At 61.7% G+C, this 19,640-nt stretch carries 22 protein-coding genes; 8 read left to right on the top strand and 14 right to left on the bottom strand.

The genetic code is table 11. The features are described 5' to 3' along the window. Nucleotides 1-17 precede the first annotated feature (17 nt). From FX984_RS12885 to FX984_RS12860, 6 genes are all read right to left on the bottom strand, one after another. Nucleotides 18-1,361, bottom strand: a complete 1,344-nt coding sequence (locus FX984_RS12885; protein ID WP_092358406.1) for a sensor histidine kinase — start codon at nucleotides 1,359-1,361, stop codon at nucleotides 18-20. Between the two features lie 68 nt (nucleotides 1,362-1,429). Then, the gene (locus tag FX984_RS12880; protein WP_027605565.1) at nucleotides 1,430-1,894 is read right to left on the bottom strand and encodes an LTXXQ domain protein; all 465 of its coding nucleotides are present in this window, start codon (nucleotides 1,892-1,894) and stop codon (nucleotides 1,430-1,432) included. A gap of 143 nt (nucleotides 1,895-2,037) precedes the next feature. Next, the gene (locus tag FX984_RS12875; protein WP_027605566.1) at nucleotides 2,038-2,715 is read right to left on the bottom strand and encodes a response regulator transcription factor; all 678 of its coding nucleotides are present in this window, start codon (nucleotides 2,713-2,715) and stop codon (nucleotides 2,038-2,040) included. Between the two features lie 7 nt (nucleotides 2,716-2,722). Beyond that, entirely contained in the window at nucleotides 2,723-3,130 is a 408-nt protein-coding gene (locus FX984_RS12870; RefSeq protein ID WP_027605567.1) for an SH3 domain-containing protein, read from the bottom strand. 106 nt (nucleotides 3,131-3,236) lie between these two features. Further along, a complete protein-coding gene (locus FX984_RS12865) occupies nucleotides 3,237-3,536 on the bottom strand; it encodes a YciI family protein (RefSeq protein ID WP_027605568.1) in 300 nt (99 codons plus the stop codon). 1 nt (nucleotide 3,537) lies between these two features. Next, nucleotides 3,538-4,134, bottom strand: a complete 597-nt coding sequence (locus FX984_RS12860) for a septation protein A (protein ID WP_027605569.1) — start codon at nucleotides 4,132-4,134, stop codon at nucleotides 3,538-3,540. 87 nt (nucleotides 4,135-4,221) lie between these two features. Here FX984_RS12860 and FX984_RS12855 point away from each other — a divergent pair, with 87 nt between their 5' ends. From FX984_RS12855 to rluB, 5 genes are all read left to right on the top strand, one after another. After that, nucleotides 4,222-5,085, top strand: coding sequence for a PHP domain-containing protein (locus tag FX984_RS12855; RefSeq protein ID WP_027605570.1), 864 nt, complete (start codon nucleotides 4,222-4,224; stop codon nucleotides 5,083-5,085). A gap of 13 nt (nucleotides 5,086-5,098) precedes the next feature. Beyond that, the gene (locus tag FX984_RS12850) at nucleotides 5,099-5,728 is read left to right on the top strand and encodes an L-threonylcarbamoyladenylate synthase (protein WP_027605571.1); all 630 of its coding nucleotides are present in this window, start codon (nucleotides 5,099-5,101) and stop codon (nucleotides 5,726-5,728) included. Then, the gene (locus FX984_RS12845; protein ID WP_065925916.1) at nucleotides 5,729-6,547 is read left to right on the top strand and encodes a segregation and condensation protein A; all 819 of its coding nucleotides are present in this window, start codon (nucleotides 5,729-5,731) and stop codon (nucleotides 6,545-6,547) included. It abuts the gene before it with no gap. Nucleotides 6,548-6,559: 12 nt separating this feature from the next. Further along, nucleotides 6,560-7,474, top strand: coding sequence for an SMC-Scp complex subunit ScpB (gene scpB / locus FX984_RS12840; protein ID WP_146477313.1), 915 nt, complete (start codon nucleotides 6,560-6,562; stop codon nucleotides 7,472-7,474). Between the two features lie 292 nt (nucleotides 7,475-7,766). Continuing rightward, nucleotides 7,767-9,014, top strand: coding sequence for a 23S rRNA pseudouridine(2605) synthase RluB (gene rluB / locus FX984_RS12835; RefSeq protein ID WP_027605574.1), 1,248 nt, complete (start codon nucleotides 7,767-7,769; stop codon nucleotides 9,012-9,014). Nucleotides 9,015-9,139: 125 nt separating this feature from the next. On the opposite strand, the gene FX984_RS12830 is transcribed toward rluB, so the two are convergent. Together FX984_RS12830 and FX984_RS32480 are read right to left on the bottom strand one after the other, a co-directional pair. Further along, nucleotides 9,140-10,099, bottom strand: coding sequence for a CgnE/CgnB domain-containing protein (locus tag FX984_RS12830; RefSeq protein ID WP_027605575.1), 960 nt, complete (start codon nucleotides 10,097-10,099; stop codon nucleotides 9,140-9,142). 73 nt (nucleotides 10,100-10,172) lie between these two features. Next, nucleotides 10,173-10,310 (bottom strand): hypothetical protein, encoded by a 138-nt coding sequence (locus FX984_RS32480; RefSeq protein WP_003175756.1) that lies wholly within the window; start codon nucleotides 10,308-10,310, stop codon nucleotides 10,173-10,175. Between the two features lie 638 nt (nucleotides 10,311-10,948). Between FX984_RS32480 and FX984_RS12825 the strand changes: the two genes are divergently transcribed. Then, entirely contained in the window at nucleotides 10,949-12,370 is a 1,422-nt protein-coding gene (locus FX984_RS12825) for an amino acid permease (protein WP_146477315.1), read from the top strand. Nucleotides 12,371-12,436: 66 nt separating this feature from the next. On the opposite strand, the gene FX984_RS12820 is transcribed toward FX984_RS12825, so the two are convergent. Then, entirely contained in the window at nucleotides 12,437-12,811 is a 375-nt protein-coding gene (locus FX984_RS12820) for a cytochrome c (protein WP_027605578.1), read from the bottom strand. 70 nt (nucleotides 12,812-12,881) lie between these two features. Here FX984_RS12820 and arfB point away from each other — a divergent pair, with 70 nt between their 5' ends. Next, entirely contained in the window at nucleotides 12,882-13,295 is a 414-nt protein-coding gene (gene arfB, locus FX984_RS12815) for an alternative ribosome rescue aminoacyl-tRNA hydrolase ArfB (protein WP_017139168.1), read from the top strand. Here arfB and FX984_RS12810 read toward each other — a convergent pair. The 3 genes from FX984_RS12810 to FX984_RS12805 form a co-directional block, all read right to left on the bottom strand. Further along, a complete protein-coding gene (locus FX984_RS12810) occupies nucleotides 13,292-14,488 on the bottom strand; it encodes an MFS transporter (RefSeq protein WP_092358414.1) in 1,197 nt (398 codons plus the stop codon). The genes arfB and FX984_RS12810 overlap by 4 nt on opposite strands. A 104-nt stretch (nucleotides 14,489-14,592) precedes the next feature. Next, entirely contained in the window at nucleotides 14,593-14,766 is a 174-nt protein-coding gene (locus tag FX984_RS32475; protein WP_162844272.1) for a hypothetical protein, read from the bottom strand. A gap of 367 nt (nucleotides 14,767-15,133) precedes the next feature. Next, entirely contained in the window at nucleotides 15,134-15,445 is a 312-nt protein-coding gene (locus tag FX984_RS12805) for an Mpo1-like protein (protein ID WP_146477317.1), read from the bottom strand. A 162-nt stretch (nucleotides 15,446-15,607) separates the two neighbouring features. Here FX984_RS12805 and FX984_RS12800 point away from each other — a divergent pair, with 162 nt between their 5' ends. Next, on the top strand, nucleotides 15,608-16,666 hold the full coding sequence (locus FX984_RS12800) for an AraC family transcriptional regulator (RefSeq protein WP_146477319.1): 1,059 nt from the start codon (nucleotides 15,608-15,610) through the stop codon (nucleotides 16,664-16,666). Here FX984_RS12800 and FX984_RS12795 read toward each other — a convergent pair. Both FX984_RS12795 and FX984_RS12790 read right to left on the bottom strand, forming a co-directional pair. Then, nucleotides 16,623-18,077 carry a TrkH family potassium uptake protein gene (locus FX984_RS12795; RefSeq protein ID WP_027605582.1) on the bottom strand — a complete coding sequence of 485 codons (1,455 nt, stop codon included), beginning with the start codon at nucleotides 18,075-18,077 and terminating at the stop codon, nucleotides 16,623-16,625. The two genes, FX984_RS12800 and FX984_RS12795, sit on opposite strands and share 44 nt — an antisense overlap. A 169-nt stretch (nucleotides 18,078-18,246) precedes the next feature. After that, nucleotides 18,247-19,590, bottom strand: a complete 1,344-nt coding sequence (locus FX984_RS12790) for an imelysin family protein (RefSeq protein WP_146477322.1) — start codon at nucleotides 19,588-19,590, stop codon at nucleotides 18,247-18,249. Between the last annotated feature and the right edge of the window lie 50 nt (nucleotides 19,591-19,640).

Raw genomic sequence — 19,640 nt, 5'->3', positions numbered from 1 at the left:
GCCACTATAGAAGATCATCACACCGGCGTGACAACTCCCGGTTCCAACGGCAGGTCGATGCTGGCGATAAAACCACCGGCTGGGTGATTGGCCAGGATCAGGCTGCCACCGTGGCGTTCGGCCGCGCGTCGCGCGATCGCCAGGCCCAGGCCGTGGCCTTGGGCGGTCTGGCCGGGAGCGCGGTAGAACGGTTCACCGAGTTGACTCAGGTGTTCGGCGTCCACACCGGGGCCATGGTCGCGCACACTGATCAGGATACGTTCGCCCTGGAGCTGGGCGTGCAAATCGATCGGTTGCCCCGGCGGGTTGAAGCGCTGGGCATTGCGCAGCAGGTTATCCACAGCCCGTTCGATCATGGTCGGCCAGCCCTTCAGTTGCAGGTCGGCGTCGGTGCTCAGTTGCACCACCTGGTCCGGCGCGCTGAGTTGGGCATCCTTTTGCAGGGTTTTGAGCAGGGCGATGAGGTCGACGTCTTCGGCGCTGGCATTGTCGGCATCGACGCGGGCCAGTACCAGGATCTCGCTGATCAGCGCTTCCAGGCGGTCGCATTCGCGGGTCAGGCGTGGCCAGAGTTTTTCCCGTTCTTCGGGGCTGGCGCGTTCGGCCAGGGCCAGGGCGATGCGCAGGCGCGCGAGGGGCGAGCGCAGCTCATGGGACACGTCGCGCAGCAGCTGGCGTTGACTGCCGATCAGGCTTTGCAGGCGTGCGCCCATGCGGTTGAAGTCGGTGGCGAGTACGCCGAACTCATCGCGGCGGTTGGCCAGTTGCGCCAGGCTGTTCTGCTGGTAGGTGGCCTGGCCGAGGTCATGCACCGCGCCGCGCAGGCGGCTCAGTGGACGGGTGATGGACAAGGTGACGAACAGGCTGAACAAGGTCAGCACCACCAGGGCAATCACCAGTGCGCTCAAGGGCCATGCCAGGCTGCTGCGGTGCCACTCGTCCAGCTCCGGGTGCGGGATGCGGTAGATCAACAGGTAGGTGTCGCCGGTCTTCTCGCTGGTGTACTCGGCGGTCAGGCGTCGCCAGGGCAGATGGCCTTCCTTGCTGTCGTTCTGCCGGGCTTCAAAGGCAGCGGCGCGGCGCGGGAAAGTGCCGCGCACCACCGGCTCGCCGCTTTCGTTGAGCACTTGCACGTCGATGTGGTACTGGCGCTTGCGCTGTTGCAGCAGGTCCTGGGCAGCATCCTCGCCCTGGGCTTCGTAGAGCTGGGTCCACTCTTGCGCGAGGTTATTGAGGCCGGGGTGGCGGCTGAGAATCCAGGCATCCTGGTTAAGCATGTGCCCAAGCAGGATCGACAACCCGGCAACCAGGGCGATGGCCAGCCAGAAACTGGCCAGGATGCGCCAGAACAATGAACGCACAGGAAACCCTCAAACAGGAAAAGCCCAGTGGCGGTGGCCACTGGGCTGGGAGTGTTAACGCGGGGGCATTATTGCGCTTTTTGCGGCTGTTGCGCTTTCCAGGCCTGGAATTCCTTCCATTCGGCACGGCGCTGTTCTTGCTTCTTGACGATCTCGTCGAACTTCTTCTGCTGGTCAGGCTTGAGCACGGCACGGATATCGGCCTGGGTCTTCTGCTTGCCGGCGGCGATTTCATCCTGCATGGCTTTCTGGTCGGCGGCCGGGAGCTTGTCCAGGTACTTTTTGACCAGGTCTTTGCGAGCGTGCCATTGGTCACCCATCAGCTTGCCGATCTGCTCGCGCTGTTCGCGGCTCAGGTCCAGTTGGCTGAAAGGGCCGCCTTTGCCACGCGGACCGTGTTCACCACCGTGGCCCGGGCCACCCATCATGTGCCCTTCAGGGCCGCCCATCGGGCCCGGGCCTTCAGGCAGTGCGGCCATGGCAACGGTCGGCAGGGCGGCGGCGAACATCAAAGCGATAAGGGTCTTGCGCATGGTGATTCTCCTGTCTCTATTCCGGTGAGTCCGGATGTGAGTAGATTACGGAGATCAAGGTCAGCGGCGGTCAGGTGTGGGTAAAGCTTGGGTAAAGAGGGTTTTGTTGTGAACTGACAAAACCCTGCAGGAGCGAAGGGGACTTAGAGGCTGTAGTAGTAGCCCCGGCTGCGCAACGCCACGATCCGTGGCCGGCCATCGGGGTGCGGGCCGATCTTCTTGCGCAGGTTGCTGACGTGCATGTCCAGGCTGCGATCGTAAAGGGTCAGCTTGCGGCCCAGGGCGATCTGCGCCAGTTCCTGCTTGTCCAGCGGTTCGCCGGGCTGGCGCAATAATGCTTCCAGCAGGCGGCTTTCGGAGACGGTGAGGGTGAACTCCTGCTCATCGATGCTGACCACGCCGCGCACCGGGCTGAAGCACAGGTCGCCCAGTTCCAGTTGGCTGGACACGGCGGCCGGGTGGCTGCGGCGCAATACCGCGCGCAGCCGCGCGGTGAGTTCGCGCGGGTCGCAGGGCTTGGCCAGGTAGTCGTCGGCGCCCAATTCCAGGCCGAGGATGCGGTCCAGGGGTTCGCCCCGCGCCGAAAGCATCAGCACCGGCAGCTCCGGGTGGTCGTTGCGCAATTGCTTGAGCAGCTCCAGGCCGCTGCCGTCGGGCAGCATCACATCCAGCACTACCGCTGCCGGGGCGCTGTCGGCCAAGGCCTTGCGTGCGCTCAAGCCGTCGTGGCAGGCGCGCACCTGGAAACCTTCCTGGCTCAGCCAACTGCTCAGCAGCTCGCAGAGCTCCTGGTCATCATCTATCAGTAACAGCTCGCTCATGACTCACTCAATTTAGCCATTGTCGACGGCGACGGTGCCCACCGCTGGCGAAGATCCCGCACAACAGGGCGATCAGTGCGACGGCCCCACCGGTGACGAACCATTGTTGCTGCTCGGTCAGCCAGCGGGTCAAGGCGCCGCCCTGTGCATCTTTGAGTTGCTGGGCCAGGCGTTGGTTCTCCTGGCGAAGGCGACTCAATTGAGCGCTTTCGCGGGTGGCATCCGCGCTTTGCAGTTGCTTGCTCAGTTCTTCACGTTGCCGTTCGCTTTCTTTCAAACGTTGCTGCAACTCGGTGATCTGGGCGCCGGCGCTCAAGGACAGGGGCGTGGAACTGCCGGTGCTCGAGGTTTCTTCAGCGTGGGCCGTAGCCCCGATCATTAACACTGCCAACAGACACAACTGACGTAAGCGCATCGGAACTCCTGATTCCACACGAATATTCAGAACGTTGTCGGCAGGTTGCCGAAAATAATGAGCAATTAGGAGTGCGCCGTACTCAATAGGTTCGGCGCAATCGGGATCAGGGCAGGACTTGCTTGAAGGGTTTGATCACTACGTCGGCGTAGACCCCTGCGGCGACATAGGGATCGGCCTTGGCCCAGGCCTGGGCATCGGCCAGCGAGGCAAACTCGGCGACGATCAGGCTACCGGTAAAACCGGCGTCGCCCGGGTCGTTGCTGTCCACGGCCGGGTGCGGGCCGGCCAGCACGATGCGGCCTTCGGCTTGAAGGACTTTCAGGCGCTCGACGTGGGCCGGGCGCACGGACAGGCGTTTTTCCAGCGAGTTGGCGACGTCGGTGGCAATGATGGCGTAGAGCATGTCAGTCCTCGGTTTTCGGCGTAGTAGGCTCGGTGTCATGCAGGTGGCGCGACAGGTAGATGCCCTGGGCGACCAGGAACAGCACGGTCATGCCCAGGCTGCCGAACACTTTGAAGTCGACCCAGTAGTCCTGGAAGGTAAACGCCACGAAAAGGTTGGCGGCGCCGCAGAAGATGAAAAACGCGATCCAGGCCAGGTTCAAGCGTGTCCACACCGGTTCCGGCAGGGTCAGCGCGTGGCCCATGATCCGCTTGATCAGCAGGCGATCACCGATGAAGTGGCTGCCGATGAACGCCAGGGCGAACAGCCAGTTCACCACCGGCGCTTTCCATTTCAGGAAGGTTTCGCTGTGGAAGGCCAGGGTCAGGCTGCCGAAGACCAGGCAGGCGACCAGGGTCAGCCACTGGCTTTTTTCCAGTTTGCGCTGGGAAATGAAGATGGCGCCGTAGACCACCACAGAGCTGATGATGAGCACGGCGGTGGCACTGTAGATGCCGCCGACAGTCAGCTCATGGCCGGCCAGGTCGATGACCCTGGGGTCGAGTTTGTAAACGATGAAAAACAGCAACAGCGGGATGAAGTCGATGAATTGTTTCACAGTAAGAGCCAGAAGCTGGATGTGGCGGCATAATAACAAACATCCTTGGTTGCGATAGCGCCAGCTGACTTGAGGTTACACCCCCCCGTGAATGTTGATTTGCACTGCCACAGCACGGCCTCCGACGGCGCCCTGGCGCCCGCGGTACTGGTTGCGCGTGCGTTTGAAAAAGGCGTGCGAGTCCTCTCGTTGACCGACCACGACACCCTCGAAGGCCTCGACGAAGCCCGTACAACGGCCCATGCCCTGGGCATGCAGCTGGTCAACGGGGTGGAATTGTCCTGCACCTGGGGCGGCGCCACCATTCATGTGCTCGGCTACGGCTTCGATCAAAAAGCGCCGCCGCTGGTGGAGGCTATCGCGCAATTGCACGATGGCCGCTGGCTGCGGTCCGAAGAAATAAGCCGAAAACTCAGCCTCAAAGGCATGCCCAACGCCCTCGACGGCGCCCGCGCCATCCAGCAGGAACTGGGTGACAGCGGCAACGCGCCGGCCCGTCCGCACTTTGCCGACTGGATGGTGCGTGAGGGTTTTGTCAAAGACCGCGCCGAAGCCTTTCGCAAGTGGCTGGGCGCCGGCAAGTTGGGCGATGTGAAGCAACATTGGCCGACCCTCGAAGACACCGTCGAGACCCTGCGGGCCTCCGGAGCCTGGGTCAGCCTGGCCCATCCCTGGCATTACGATTTCACCCGCAGCAAGCGTCGCAAGCTGATTGGCGACTATATTGGAGCTGGCGGTCACGCGATTGAAGTGGTCAACGGCTTTCAACCCGCCGAACAGGTGGGCAGCCTGTCGATCCTTGCTCGCGAATTTGGTCTGCTGGTCAGCGCCGGCAGTGACTTTCATGGCCCTGGCGGCTGGTCCGAGATCGGCGAGTACCGCGCGGTCCCGGAAGATTTGCCGCTGTTGTGGGGGAGATTCAAGCATGACCCCATTATTGCCACCGTCTGAACAGGTAGAACCCGTGAGTCAATTCTTCCAGATTCATCCGGAAAACCCCCAGGCGCGCCTGATCAAGCAGGCCGTAGAGATCATTCGCGCCGGCGGTGTGGTGATCTACCCGACCGATTCGTCCTACGCCATCGGTTGCCAGATCGGTGACAAGGGCGCTGTCGAGCGTGTCAGACGTCTGCGCCAGCTGGATGACAAGCACAACTTCGCGCTGATCTGCAGCGACTTGTCCCAGCTGGGCCTGTTCGCCAAGGTCGACACCGGCACCTTCCGCCTGCTCAAGGCCCACACGCCAGGGCCCTACACCTTTATCCTCAACGCGACCCGCGAAGTGCCGCGCCTGCTGCTGCACCCGAAAAAACGCACCATTGGCCTGCGGGTGCCGGAGCATCCCATCGCCCTGGCGTTGCTGGCCGAGCTGGGTGAGCCGTTGATGAGTGTGTCGCTGATCATGCCCGGCGACACCGAGCCCCTGGAAGACCCATACGAAATGCGCCAATTGCTGGAAAAACAGGTCGACCTGATCATCGACGGCGGTTTCGGCGGCAACAAGGCCTCCACCGTGATCAACCTGGCCGACGGCGAACCTGAAGTGATCCGTGTCGGTTGCGGCGATCCTGCGCCCTTTATGGCCGAGGCCTGAATGTCAGCCGTGGAAACCGTCGACAGCCAGGCGGGCGCCCAGCAGGAGCTGCCGTTTGCCATGGTCTACGGCCAGGCGGTGCTGGAAATGCCGCTGGACCTGTACATTCCGCCGGACGCCCTGGAGGTCTTCCTTGAGGCTTTCGAGGGCCCGCTGGACTTGCTGCTGTACCTGATCCGCAAGCAGAACATCAACATCCTCGACATCCCGGTGGCGGAAATCACCCGCCAGTACATGGGCTATGTCGAATTGATGCAGTCGGTACGCCTGGAACTGGCTGCCGAGTACCTGGTGATGGCCGCCATGCTCGCCGAGATCAAGTCGCGCATGCTGTTGCCGCGCGCGGAGACGGTCGAGGCCGAAGAGGACGACCCGCGCGCCGAACTGATCCGCCGGCTGCAGGAATACGAGCGCTTCAAGGCCGCCGCCGAAGGTATCGACGGCCTGAGCCGCGTCGGTCGCGACGTGGTGGTACCCAAGCTCGACGCCCCCGAGGCCCGTGCACGCAAGCTGCTGCCGGACGTGAGCCTGGAAGAGTTGCTGATGTCCATGGCCGAGGTGCTGCGCCGTGGCGATATGTTCGAGCACCACCAGGTCAGCCGCGAGGCCCTGTCCACCCGCGAGCGCATGAGCGATGTACTCGAACGCCTCAAGGGCGGCGGGTTTGTGCCGTTTGTGGAGCTGTTCACGGCGGAAGAAGGGCGCCTGGGAGTGGTGGTGACCTTTATGGCGGTCCTCGAACTGGTCAAGGAGTCCTTGGTCGAGCTGGTCCAGAATGAGCCTTTTGCGGCTATCCACGTGCGGGCGCGAGCCGAATAAAGAGCTGAAACGATGAATCTGACTGAACCCCGCGAACTGGCCCCGTTACTGGAGGCCTTTCTCCTGGCCTCGGGTAAGCCGCAATCCCTGGAGCGTCTGTTCGAACTGTTTGAGGAAGCCGAGCGCCCTGAACCGCCGGTGTTCAAGAAGGCACTGGAAATCCTGCGCAAATCCTGCGACGGCCGCGCCTTTGAACTGCGCGAGGTGGCGTCGGGTTATCGCCTGCAGATCCGTGAGAAGTTTTCCCCGTGGGTCGGCCGCCTCTGGGAAGAGCGCCCGCAGCGCTATTCACGGGCGATGCTGGAGACCATGGCGCTGATCGCCTATCGCCAGCCCATCACCCGTGGCGAAATCGAGGACGTGCGGGGCGTGGCGGTCAACAGCCATATCGTCAAGACGCTGCTGGAGCGTGAGTGGATCCGCATCGTCGGCTACCGCGACGTGCCCGGCAAACCGGCGATGTTCGCCACCACCAAGGTGTTCCTCGACCATTTCAACCTGAAAAACCTCGACGACCTGCCGCCCCTGGCCGAATTGCGCGAGATGGAAGCCGAGCCGGTACTTGACTTCGACGACGCCCCGGTCCCGGCGAGCCTGCAGGAACTGGCCGACGCCACCGCCGAGCCGGAAGAGCCCAAGGACGAAACCAGTTTCCATACGTTGTTGCTGGAACTGGACGACATGGAGCAGGGCATCAAGACCGACTTTGATGACTTGCTGCGCGATGGTGCGGCCGAGCCGGACGCCCAGGTGAGCGTGGAGGTCGAGCCTGAACCTGAGGACGATATCCTCGGCGTGGCCGAAGCCCGCGAAAAACTCCTGGCCGCCGTCGCCGCCCTCGAACAACCGCCCCTGAGCGACGAAGAAAACGAAGCCCGGGCACTGGCCGAGGCCATCGAGGCAGAACGCCGCCAGTTCGAAGACTGACGCAGTCCAATGTAGGAGGGGGCTTGCCCCCGATAGCGGTGGTTCAGTTAAAGAGATTGAGACTGACACACCGCAATCGGGGGCAAGCCCCCTCCCACAAGGGTTCAGTGGTGCCCTGGGCATCGCCGGTCGGCGGAAAAAGCAATGACCTGGCGCTTATCGACTAGTCTCTGATGCGCAATGCGCGCCATGGGCGTATGATTCGCGACCCTTTGCCGACCTATTCGGCCAAAGCCCCGCTTTCAACACTCTTCAGGCCACGCCTGAATCGACCCACCGGGAGGTGCTTAAGATGAACGATAAAGACCAGAACGACAGCCAGGAAATCGGCCCTGCAGGCGAAAAGCTGCAAAAGGTGCTGGCGCGTATCGGCGTGGGCTCGCGCCGCGACGTCGAAGCCTGGATCACCCAGAAGCGCATCAAGGTCAACGGCGTCGAGGCCACCCTTGGCCAGCGCGTCGACCTGCACGATGCAATCACCATTGATGGCAAGGTCATCAAGCGTGAAGAGGCCGCCGAATCGGTGCGCCGCGTGATCATGTACAACAAGCCCGATGGCGAGATCTGCACCCGTGACGACCCGGAAGGCCGTCCGACCGTGTTCGACAAGATGCCCAAGCCCAAGGAAGGCCGTTGGATCAACATCGGTCGTCTCGACATCAACACCACCGGCTTGCTGATGTTCACCACCGACGGTGAACTGGCCAACCGCCTGATGCACCCGTCCTACGAGATGGACCGCGAATACGCCGTGCGTGTGCGTGGTGAAGTCGATGACGAGATGATCGAACGCCTCAAGGCCGGCGTGGTGCTGGAAGACGGCCCGGCCAAGTTCACCGACATCAAGCAGGCGCCGGGCGGTGAAGGTTTCAACCACTGGTACCACTGCGTGGTGATGGAAGGCCGTAACCGTGAAGTGCGTCGCCTGTGGGAATCCCAGGGCCTGGTGGTCAGCCGCCTGAAGCGCGTTCGTTTTGGCCCGGTGTTTCTCAACTCCGACCTGCCGATGGGCCGCTGGCGCGAAATGAGCCAGTACGAAGTCGACATCCTCAGCGCCGAAGTCGGCCTGACGCCGGTCGCCATGCCGCAGATGAACGCCAAGAGCAAAGACAAGCTCGATCGTATGCAGCGTAAATCGTCGCGCCCCGTGGCCCGCACCGAACGTGTTGCCCGCACCCTGCGCCCGGCGCTGGATGCACCGGCGACCGGCGGGCGTATCTCGCGTCAACCGCATATCGAAGGCGAGCGTCGCCCCACCGCGCCATCGCGCCAGGAAGGCGAACGTGCGCCACGCACCCCACGCCCAGCCGGTCGTGGTGACGCGCCAAGCGGTGGTCGCAGCAACCGTGGTGACGCCGGTCGCGGTGCTCCGGCATCCGATCACCCAGCCGACAGCGCCAACACCAAGCGCCCGGCCAAGCCAGCGCCGAAAAAGCGCCCAGGCCTGAAGCTGGTGGCGGACGAGCCATCGGGCAAGCGCCGTGGCGCACCGGCCGGTTCGGGTCAGCGTCCAGGCTTTGGTCGCAAGAAGCCGCAGTGATGTAACCGCTGCACACAAACGCCAACCCTAGGGTTGGCGTTTTTTTTTGCCTTGGAATAGAGGTAAAACATGTGGGAAAGGGTTTGCTCCCACCGCTGGATCTCCATCATTTTCAAGCTCGGTGTTCAGAACGCAAAAGTGCCGTCAAACACCGGTTTGTCATCCAGCGCCAATACCCCACTGGCAAAGATCAGGTCCAGGTGATGGCTGCCTTTCTGCCCGCCACCCAAGCCCAGGTGCAAGCCGCAATGGCGCTCCTCGAACCCGGCATTGCGCGCGTACAGGTCCTTCACCCCTTCATTGGTGCCAATCCCCAGTTCCTCCACCCTGCGATTGGACGGGTTGGCATTCAGGTATTTATTGAAGTCGTCGGCCAGCCCCGGCACGTCACTGGCCACGCTGCAGATGGTCGAGTTTTCGATCCACAGTTCCAGCGGTGATTGCAGCACGCCGTACTTGCGCGCGAAGGGGATGGTGCTGAGAAAGGTGCCGACAAACCGCACCTGGCCATTGATGGCTTCGCTGTGGGTGGCGATTTCGCCGGGGGCCAGGTCGTGGTTGCCGATGCCGTTGATATTGGTCCACTTCTTGATGCTGCTCATGGGCGCCTGCAGGCGTGAGCCGTGTTTGTCGGTAAAACTCAGCACAGCGGCTTGGGACATGCGCCGGATCAGTGTGGCGTTGAGGTCGGCGATGCGCTGCGGCTCGACGCTGAAGGTGTCGTAGAAATAGTCGCCGTAATCCTTGAACAGCAGGGATTTCTTCCAGTGTTCGGCCATCACGCCTTGCAGGGCACGGATAAAGTCCGGGCCTTCGGCGCGCGGGTTGGGCAGGGTGGAGGAATCGTAGAGGAACAGGTACAGGTCGCAGGCTTCGATGGCCTGCGCCAGGCTGTCGCTGTCGGCCAGGTCCAGGCGCTGCACCTGGAAGTTGAAACGGGCAGCGCTGCTCTGGGCGATCGCCTGGGCGATGGCGTCGTAGCGCTCGGTGTGGCCCAGCAGCACGGTGGGGCAGTTCAGGCCGCCGAGGGCCGGATGGTGTGCAAGGTAGTAGAGAAAGTGTTCAACGGCGCGGGCCTTGTCCATGACGTATGTCCTTGTGTGCCTTGGGTAAGGAGGCAGGTGCCGTGCACAGCACCTGCCGAATACGTGCCGGGTGTCAGAAAGGCCACATCGCCGTGCCAAATGGCACAACGGCATCGGCTTGCATCATTTCAACGGCGGCCTCGTGGGTCGGCGCTTCAAACCAATCGTCGAGTTGCAGTTCGGTTTCCAGGTCGTTTTCCAGTGCTTGCATGGTGTATCTCCTAGAGGACGTTGTTTGAGAACGGCTTGCCAGCGGGCTTCGCTGGGCAAGTGAAAGAACCTAGGTGAGAGTGTTTGGTAATGCAAAAAATTTATTGACACGGTCTCATTTGGATTTTTTCTTCTGTTTTTTCGCCGGCTTTTTTTCTTCAGCAAATACAGTGAGCTGGCGTCGCTAATGGTGATGAATTTTCCTACCGCCATTTTTTCAAAAACTTACAGCTGTAACGCCGATTTTCCAGGCTGTAACGATTAATTTACGTGTAGCTCGCGGCATGATTGCCCTATTTACCGCCGTAAGGAATACCTGACAGATCGTCGCACGTGCTCTGCGGGTACGGCTTGAAGCTGTCGAGCGGTGTACAATGCGCCGCGTTTTACTGTGACCCCCTTGCGTAACCACGCAAAAGGCCAAGACCTCAGGGTTTACCCACCCTGATCACTCCGCCTGGCCACGAGCCCGGCGGGTTCGATTTCGTCACAGATAAAAACAAACAGGTGACGCATGACGGTTAGAAAGACGCTGTACTCCTGGTGCCTGCGCTGGGGTTTGAGCGGCGCTGCTTGAGTCGGTAATTCAAGGCAGCAACCTGCATTCAACATTATCAAACCTTGCGTGAGACCCTTTTCATGAGTGAACCCCATTCCTCTTCAGGCGAGCTGAAACGCGGCCTGAAAAATCGGCATATCCAGTTGATCGCCCTCGGTGGCGCCATCGGCACCGGCCTGTTCCTGGGCTCGGCCGGCGTGCTCAAATCCGCCGGCCCGTCGATGATCCTGGGTTATGCCATCTGCGGCTTCATTGCCTTCATGATCATGCGCCAGCTCGGCGAAATGATCGTCGAAGAGCCGGTCGCCGGTTCCTTCAGCCACTTTGCCCACAAGTACTGGGGCGGTTTCGCCGGCTTCCTGTCGGGCTGGAACTGCTGGATCCTGTACATCCTGGTGGGCATGTCCGAGCTGACAGCCGTCGGCAAATACGTGCACTACTGGTGGCCGGAGATCCCGACCTGGGTGTCGGCGGCGGCGTTTTTCGTGCTGATCAACCTGATCAACCTGGCCAACGTCAAAGTCTTTGGTGAAGCGGAGTTCTGGTTCGCCATCATCAAGGTGGTGGCCATCGTCGGCATGATCGCCCTGGGCAGCTACCTGCTGGTCAGCGGCAGCGGCGGCCCGCAAGCCTCGGTGAGCAACCTGTGGGAACACGGCGGCTTCTTCCCCCATGGCGTGGGCGGCTTGGTGATGGCCATGGCGATCATCATGTTCTCCTTCGGCGGCCTGGAAATGCTCGGCTTTACCGCCGCCGAAGCCGACCAGCCACGCACCGTGATCCCCAAGGCGATCAACCAGGTGATCTACCGCATCCTGATCTTCTACATCGGCGCCCTGGTGGTGTTGCTGTCGCTGACGCCATGGGACAGCCTGCTGGCCACCCTCAACGCCTCCGGCGATGCCTACAGTGGCAGCCCGTTCGTGCAGGTGTTCTCCATGCTGGGCAGCAACACCGCCGCGCATATCCTCAACTTCGTGGTGTTGACGGCGGCGTTGTCGGTGTACAACAGCGGCACCTACTGCAACAGCCGCATGCTGCTGGGCATGGCTGAGCAGGGTGATGCGCCCAAGGCGCTGGCCAAGATCGACAAGCGCGGCGTGCCGGTGCGTTCGATCCTCGCTTCGGCGGCGGTCACGCTGGTGGCGGTGTTGATGAACTACTTCATCCCGCAACATGCGCTGGAATTGCTGATGTCCCTGGTGGTGGCCACGCTGGTGATCAACTGGGCGATGATCAGCTTCTCCCACTTCAAGTTCCGCCAGCACATGAACCGCACCGGCCAGGTGCCGCTGTTCAAGGCGCTGTGGTACCCGTATGGCAACTATGTGTGCCTGGCGTTCGTGGTGTTTATCCTGGTGATCATGCTGATGATTCCGGGAATCCAGGTGTCGGTGTACGCGATCCCGCTGTGGGTGGCGTTTATGGCTGTGTGTTATTGGATCAAGAACAAGCGCAGTGCTGAAGCGGCGTTGAGCACCGCGAGTGCAGCGTTGAAGTAAACAGGCGCCTACCTGGAAAACCCCGCATCCTGCATAGGGCGCGGGGTTTTTTGCGGTTTGAAGCCGTCAACTTTTTGAAATCACACCGCTCATGTATTCATTCAAGTCGCGAAAGTCCTTAACGTTCCAGGCATGCGGCGCGACCTTCACCCCATTCTCGCGCAGCGTTTTTGGGATCAGGTCTCCATTCGGGCGAAGTATGACCGACGACACAATAACGCCCGGGTAAGCCGCCAGCCGTTTTTTGAAGGCTGGGGTTGTCAGGTCAGGTGTAGGCGGGTTGCTTTTATTGGCCAACGGCCCCGTTGCCTTGAGGTCCGGCCCGTGGCACATGGCGCAGCGCTGTGAATAGAGGTTTTTGCCATTGGCGTTATCTGCAAAGGACAGTGACGTTTGAATGAGTGATAAGGTGCCGAGCAAAGTGATCAATAGTCTTTTCATTGTCATGCGTCCTTGTTGTTGAGGTTGTTGTCCTGATTGGGTGTGTCTGTTGCCTAGGGTTTATTGAGTGATGCTGGTTATTTCCAACAACGTGCACCTGCCCGATGCCGAAATCGAGCTGACCGCCATTCGCGCCCAGGGCGCCGGCGGGCAGAACGTCAACAAGGTGTCGAGCGCGGTGCACCTGCGGTTTGATATTCCGGCGTCGTCGCTGCCGGCGTTCTACAAGGAGCGACTGCTGGCACTGCGTGACAGCCGTATCACCAGCGAAGGCGTGCTGGTGCTCAAGGCCCAGCAGTACCGGACCCAGGAACAGAACCGCGCCGACGCGCTGGAGCGCCTGGTGGAGCTGATCCTCAGTGCCACCAAGGTCGAGAAGAAGCGCCGCCCGACCAAGCCCACCCTGGGCTCGAAAAAGCGGCGCCTGGAATCCAAGACCAAGCGCGGCAGCATCAAGGCCGGGCGCGGCAAGGTCGACTTCTAGGCATCGCGCGCTTCGCGGGCCTTGGGTGCTTGCCGGTACAGGTAGACACTCAGCAGCAGCCCACCGAGGGCGGCGAGGGCGGCGAACAGGAAGATCGACGCAAAACCGAAACCTGCCGCCACGGCCCCGGCCAGCGGCCCGGTAATGCCCAGCGACAGGTCGATAAACAGCGAATAGGCGCCCACCGCCGAACCACGGCTGGATGCGGGCACCAGGTTGACCGCCTCCACCCCCAGCGCCGGAAACACCAGGGAAAAGCCGAAACCGCTCAACGCCGCGCCGGCCAGGGCCAGGTTGGCATCCGGCGCCAGCCACAACAGCAGCAGGCCGAGGATCTCCACCGACAGGCAGGCGATCGCCACGCGAAAGCCGCCGATACGGTTGATCAAGTTGCCGAACAGCAGGCGCGCACCGATAAAGCTGGCGCCGAACAGGCTCAATGCCCACACCGCGTTATCCCAGTGCTGGGTGGTGTAATACAGGGTGATAAAGGTGGCGATGGTGCCAAAGCCGATGGAGCCCAGGGCCAGCGCGCAGCCGTGGGGCAGGACTCGGCCCAGTACGTTCATGAACGGCAGGCGCACGCCGGCGACGATGGGGGCGGCCACTTTGTTCCAGGCCAGCAGCACGCCGACGAGCGCCAGCAGGATAATGCTGACACCCATGCTCCACAGTCCGAAATTCCGCACCAGCAGCACACCCAACGGCGCACCGACCGCCAGCGCGCCGTAACTGGCGATGCCGTTCCACGAAATGACCTTGGCGGTATTGGCCGCGCCCACCCGGCCGATGCCCCAGCCGATGGCACCTGAGCCCACCAGGCTTTCTGCGCTGCCCAGTACCAATCGACCAATGAGCAGGCTGGCCAGGCTGACGGCCGGCACGCTTGAAAACCACGCCGCAAGCAACATGAACACGCCACTCGCGCCGCAGCCCACCAGGCCGATCAGCACCGCCCGCTTGCTGCCCAGGTTATCGATGATTTTGCCTGCATACGGGCGGCTCAGCAGCGTGGCCAGGTACTGCACGCTGATCACCAGGCCGGCGATCACCGCGCCGTAGCCCAGTTCACTGTGGACATAGCCCGGCAACACGGCCAGGGGAATGCCGATATTCAGGTAGCCGATAAAGGTGAACAACACGATGGAAACAACTTGCAGCGTTACCGCCAGGGGGCGCTGGGTATCTGGCATGGGAGAGGTCCACTGTCGCAGCAGGTAAAGATAGGCTGCTAATGATACCGGGGCTTGGGCGTGCGCAGGGCGGTAAAACGCAAAAACGTCAGATCAAAAAGACGTCAGGCTTGAAGGGGGGCGAGTAACTGGGTGGTGACCAGGGCGGCCAGGGCGTTTTCCTGGGTGCCGAAGCGCTTGAGCAGCAAGGCTTGTTTGTCCGCGCTGAGGCGGTTCCACACGTCGACCATCTGCAGGGCGGTGTCGAGTACGGCGGTGTCCGGGAGGGTGTCTGTCATGGCGGGTACCTCGGGGGTGATTCAGGCAGTGTGGAAAGCGTTCAAAGGTACGCTTTCCACACGGTCTGGTACGGCGTCAGTCCTGGCTCTTGCTGTCGACTGGTTTTGCTTCTTTGGCCTCAGGCTGCTTCGCGCTGGCCTGCTGCGGTGTTGGCTGCTCAGTTTCGTGCAGGCTTGGGAAGGGGAGATTAGGTATCTCGTGCATCGTCGTCGCTCCTCGCAAAGTCTGTTTTTTCAATCGCAGGTGATTCCGCGCTCTCAAAAAGCCTTGGCAGGATACAGCACTGTAAATGACAAAAAGACTTTTATATCGCCGGCTGTACGAACCTTTTATCGTTTTTACGCAAGTGACAAGAGGTCACATCGCTCAGAACGGCACCTTGCCGAGGATCATGTCGCGGTACATCACAAAATCCCCGAGCAAGCTGTAGAACGGGTGCTGGAAGGTCGCCGGACGGTTCTTTTCGAAGAAGAAGTGCCCGATCCAGGCAAAACTGTAGCCGGCAATCGGCACGGCCAACAACAGGACCAGCGAACCCCTGCCGATGGCATAGGCCAGGATGCCGATCACCAGGGTAGTGCCGATAAAGTGCAGGCGCCGGCAGGTGCTGTTGCCGTGCTCGGTCAGGTAATAGGGGTAAAACTCGGCAAAGCTGTTGAATCGCTTGAGGTTTTCCACTGCAGCCGGCCCTTTGATTGTTGTGCCGCCGAACAGATGTTCGGCGGGGAGCTTATTTGAGTCTAGAGTGATCAGTGGTAACAGCCAGTGACAATAGATGCCACTTTAGTATCCTTGGCTTTCCTGGCTGCCATTTTGAGCCTGCTTTATTAAGAAGACGCCATGAGCGAACGAACAACTTCTGCAAGCTGGGCGATGGGGATAGTCAAGGCACTGGAAATGGACGGCCTGGATTGCCGCGCCTTGTTCAAGCAACTGGGCCTGGACTACGCCGCCCTGAGTGACCCCGATGCACGGTTCCCGCAAGACTCCATGACTCGCCTGTGGCAGCGCGCGGTCGAGCTGTCGGGCAACCCGGCGATTGGCCTGAACATGGGCAAGGTGGTGCGCCCGGCGTCGTTTCATGTGGCCGGTTACGCCTTGATGTCCAGCAACACCCTGGCCGAGGGCTTTATGCGCCTGGTGCGTTACCAGCGGATCATCGCCGAAAGCGCCGACTTGAGTTTTCGACTATTACCTGAAGGCTATGCGCTGATTCTGACGGTGCATGGCGATCATCTTCCGCCGACGCGGCAAAGCGCCGAAGCCTCCCTGGCCTGTGCGTTGGCGCTGTGCGGCTGGCTCACCGGGCGGACCCTGCAACCCCGCAAAGTGCTGTTGCAGGGCGATCAACCGGGGGACCTGGCCCCCTATAAACAAGCGTTCCATGCCCCGCTGGAGTTCGATGCGCCGTATGACGCGCTGATCTTTGAGCGCGCCGACATGGACGCGCCGCTGCCCACGGCCAACGAGGCCATGGCGCTGTTGCACGATCGATTTGCCGGTGAGTACCTGGCGCGGTTCTCCGAAAGCCGTGTGACCCACAAGGCGCGGCAGGTGCTGTGCCGACTGCTGCCCCAGGGCGAGCCCAAGCGCGAAGTGGTGGCCCAGACCCTGCACCTGTCCCAGCGCACCTTGCAGCGGCGTTTGCAGGAAGAGGGCACGAGTTTCCAGACCCTGCTCGACGACACCCGCCGCGAACTGGCCGAGCAATACCTGGCGCAGCCGAGCATGACCCTGTTGGAGATCGCCTACCTGCTGGGCTTTGCCGACCCGAGCAACTTCTTTCGCGCGTTTCGCCGCTGGTTCGATGCCACGCCCGGCGAATACCGGGCGCGACTGCAGGACGCGTCGACGGTCAGTGACGCCAGAATGCAGGGATGCACAGAACAAAGACTGTGATGATTTCCAGCCGGCCCAGCAGCATGCCCAGGGACAGGATCCACTTGGCCGCATCCGGCAGGCTGGCAAAGTTGCCGGCCGGGCCAATGGTTTCCCCCAGGCCCGGGCCGACGCCGGACACGGTGCTGGCGGCGCCGGTGAGTGCGGTCATCCAGTCCAGGCCCAGCAGCGACAAGGCCAGGGCGATGGCGCAGATGGTGATGGCGAAGAAAAACGAAAAGGTCAGGATCGAACGCACGATCTCTTCGTCGAGGCGGTGGCCGTTGTACTTCTGCTTGATCACCGCACGCGGGTGAATCAGTTGGTTCAAGTTGGCCTTGAGCAGGATATAGGCGACCTGGAAGCGGAAAATCTTGATCCCGCCCGCCGTGGAGCCGGAACAGCCACCGATGAAGCCCAGGTAGAAAAACAGCATCAGTGAGAAATTGCCCCACAGGCTGTAGTCCCCCAGTGCAAAACCGGTGGTGGTCACTACCGACGTGACGTTCAACGCCACATGGCGCAGGGCATCCAGCCAATGCAGGTTGGTGGTCCACCAGTACCAGGTGCCGAGCACCAGCCAGGTCACCAGCAACAAACCGAGCAAGCCCTGTACTTGCTGATCCTTGATCAATGCCTTGCGATTACCCCGCAAGGTGGCCACGTACAGGGTGAACGGCAAGCTGCCGAGGATCATCACCACCACCGCCACCCAGTGCACCGCCGGTTGTTTCCAGTGCGCCAGGGACTCGTCCGAGGTGGAGAACCCACCGGTGGAAATCGCCGACATCGCATGGTTGATCGCATCGAACAGGCCCATGCCGGCCCACCAGAACGCCAGGCTGCCGAGGATGGTGATGCCGACGTAGGCCGCCACGATCAGCCGCGCCACCATGTGCGAGCGGGGCATGACCTTCTCCGAGCGGTCCGAGGATTCGGTCTGGAACAGGCGCATGCCACCGATACGCAGCAGCGGCAGGATCGCCACCGCCATGCCGATAAAGCCGATGCCGCCGAGCCAGTGCAGCAGCGAGCGCCACATCAGAATGCCGGGGGACAGGGTGTCCAGGCCGCTCAGCACCGTGGAACCGGTGGCGGTGATACCTGACATGCTTTCGAAAAACGAGTCGGTGTAGCTGATGTGCTGGGTCAGCAGGAACGGCAGCGCGGCGAACACGCATACCACCACCCAACTGCTGACCGTGAGCAGGTACATGTCTCGCGGACGCAGGTGCACGTGTTCGGGACGACCGGGAATCACCAGGGCAAGCCCGGCGACAAAGGTGATCAGGCTGGCCCAGAGGAACGAGGGCAGGTCGCTGGTCCGTTCGAAAATCACCAGGGTGGCCATGGGCACGACCATGGCGATCGCAAGGGTGATCAGGAAGATGCCGATGATGAAACCGATGATGCGTAGGGTCGGCAACGCCATGAAGTGAGCTCGAAATAGGGCAGAGGCGCCATTCTACCTGGGGTGCCGGGCATGTAAACCGGGCCTTGAAAGCGACGCAAATCAAATGTGGGAGGGGGTGGCGGTCCTACTGTGAAAGGCAGGTAAAAAAAAGGCGACCCGAAGGCCGCCTCATTCAACACCGTACTGATCAGAACTCGTGATCAGCGTTATCCGGGTTCAGGTCGCTGATGCCCAGCTTGCCTGCCGCGGCCTCGATCGAACCGGTCTGCTTGACCAGGGCGGCGATGGCGTCACGCACGATCTGGTTGCCTGCGTCGTTACCGGCCGCGATCAACTGGTCGTAGTGTTCACCTTTCTGAGCGTGATCAACCATGACCTGGATTTTCGCTTCGGTCGCCGCCAGGTCCGCTTTCAGCGCGGTATCGGCCGCCGGGTCGGCCTTGGCCACCAGGGACGACAGGCTGGCGCCGGTCAGTTTGGTGCCGTCGACGCGGGTGTACTCGCCCAGGTAGACGTTGCGGATGCCCTTGGCGTCGTAGAAGTGCGAGTAATGGGTGTTGTCGCTGAAGCAGTCCTGTTCGTCTTCCGGCGAGTTGGCTTCCAGGGAAACCTTCATGCGTTCACCGGCCAGTTCGCCCAGGGACAGGCTGCCCATGCCGAACAACATTTTGCGCAGGCCGTCGGTGGCAGGTTCTGCCTCCAGGGTGGCGCGGTAGTTGTCTTCGACATTGGGTTTCCAGTTGCCGACCATTTCCTGCAGGTCGCTGACCAGCAGTTGGGTCACGGCGGTCAGGTAGGCGCGGCGGCGCTCGTTGTGGCCGCCGGTTGCGCCGTCGCCGGTCAGGTAATCCGACGCAGGGCGGTTGCCGGCGCCTGGGCCGGTGCCGTTCAGGTCCTGGCCCCAGAGCAGGAATTCGATGGCGTGGTAGCCGGTGGCGACGTTGGCTTCGGAACCGCCCAGCTCATTGAGGCTGGCGAGTTTTTCCGGGGTGATGTCCTTCACGTCGACCTTGTCTTCGCCGACCTGGACTTCGGTGTTGGCGATGATGTTGGCGGTAGCGCCCGGGTTGCCCAGAGCGTGTTCGTAGGATTTGTCGACGTAGTCGATCAGACCTTCGTCCAGGGGCCAGGCGTTCACCTGACCTTCCCAGTCATCGATGATGGTGTTGCCGAAGCGGAACACTTCGCTCTGCAGGTACGGAACGCGCGCGGCAACCCAGGCGGCGCGGGCGGCCTTCAGGGTTTCGTCGTTCGGTTTGGCGAGGAAGGCGTCGATTGCGGTTTGCAGGGTTTTTGCCGTGGACTCGGCATCGCTGTACACCGCGAAGACCATGTCGGCGTAATGCGCAACCACGGCCTTGGCGGCCGCTTCGTCGACCTGGCCGGCAGGGGTGGCAGCCGCTGGAGCGGTGGTGCTGGCAGCCGGGGTCGGCGCCTGGTTGGCTGCGGGCTTGTCTTTACCTTCGCCGCAACCGGCGAGAGAAATGGCAATGGCCAGCAGACTGGCGGTGGCCAGGGGCATACGAATCATGGCGAACATCCTGCTTCGGTTGTTGATGGGCGCGCGGGGGTCGCGCAAAA

Origin of the sequence: Pseudomonas marginalis, from assembly GCF_008692035.1 — a bacterium.
GTDB lineage: Bacteria > Pseudomonadota > Gammaproteobacteria > Pseudomonadales > Pseudomonadaceae > Aquipseudomonas > Aquipseudomonas marginalis.
Note: the sequence above shows the minus strand (reverse complement) of the source record. Positions and strands in the feature narration are given on the sequence as shown.

Bases quoted from the DNA above. Each gene is read 5' to 3' on its own strand.
- FX984_RS12790 (WP_146477322.1), bottom strand. From the start codon at position 19,590: ATGATTCGTATGCCCCTGGCCACCGCCAGTCTGCTGGCCATTGCCATT.
- FX984_RS12845 (WP_065925916.1), top strand. From the start codon at position 5,729: ATGTCAGCCGTGGAAACCGTCGACAGCCAGGCGGGCGCCCAGCAGGAG.
- FX984_RS12810 (WP_092358414.1), bottom strand. From the start codon at position 14,488: ATGCCAGATACCCAGCGCCCCCTGGCGGTAACGCTGCAAGTTGTTTCC.
- FX984_RS12875 (WP_027605566.1), bottom strand. From the start codon at position 2,715: ATGAGCGAGCTGTTACTGATAGATGATGACCAGGAGCTCTGCGAGCTG.
- FX984_RS32480 (WP_003175756.1), bottom strand. From the start codon at position 10,310: ATGCAAGCACTGGAAAACGACCTGGAAACCGAACTGCAACTCGACGAT.
- FX984_RS12865 (WP_027605568.1), bottom strand. From the start codon at position 3,536: ATGCTCTACGCCATCATTGCCACCGACGTCGCCAACTCGCTGGAAAAA.
- FX984_RS12825 (WP_146477315.1), top strand. From the start codon at position 10,949: ATGAGTGAACCCCATTCCTCTTCAGGCGAGCTGAAACGCGGCCTGAAA.
- FX984_RS12795 (WP_027605582.1), bottom strand. From the start codon at position 18,077: ATGGCGTTGCCGACCCTACGCATCATCGGTTTCATCATCGGCATCTTC.
- FX984_RS12880 (WP_027605565.1), bottom strand. From the start codon at position 1,894: ATGCGCAAGACCCTTATCGCTTTGATGTTCGCCGCCGCCCTGCCGACC.
- arfB (WP_017139168.1), top strand. From the start codon at position 12,882: ATGCTGGTTATTTCCAACAACGTGCACCTGCCCGATGCCGAAATCGAG.
- FX984_RS12800 (WP_146477319.1), top strand. From the start codon at position 15,608: ATGAGCGAACGAACAACTTCTGCAAGCTGGGCGATGGGGATAGTCAAG.
- rluB (WP_027605574.1), top strand. From the start codon at position 7,767: ATGAACGATAAAGACCAGAACGACAGCCAGGAAATCGGCCCTGCAGGC.
- FX984_RS12830 (WP_027605575.1), bottom strand. From the start codon at position 10,099: ATGGACAAGGCCCGCGCCGTTGAACACTTTCTCTACTACCTTGCACAC.
- FX984_RS32475 (WP_162844272.1), bottom strand. From the start codon at position 14,766: ATGACAGACACCCTCCCGGACACCGCCGTACTCGACACCGCCCTGCAG.
- FX984_RS12870 (WP_027605567.1), bottom strand. From the start codon at position 3,130: ATGCGCTTACGTCAGTTGTGTCTGTTGGCAGTGTTAATGATCGGGGCT.
- FX984_RS12820 (WP_027605578.1), bottom strand. From the start codon at position 12,811: ATGAAAAGACTATTGATCACTTTGCTCGGCACCTTATCACTCATTCAA.
- scpB (WP_146477313.1), top strand. From the start codon at position 6,560: ATGAATCTGACTGAACCCCGCGAACTGGCCCCGTTACTGGAGGCCTTT.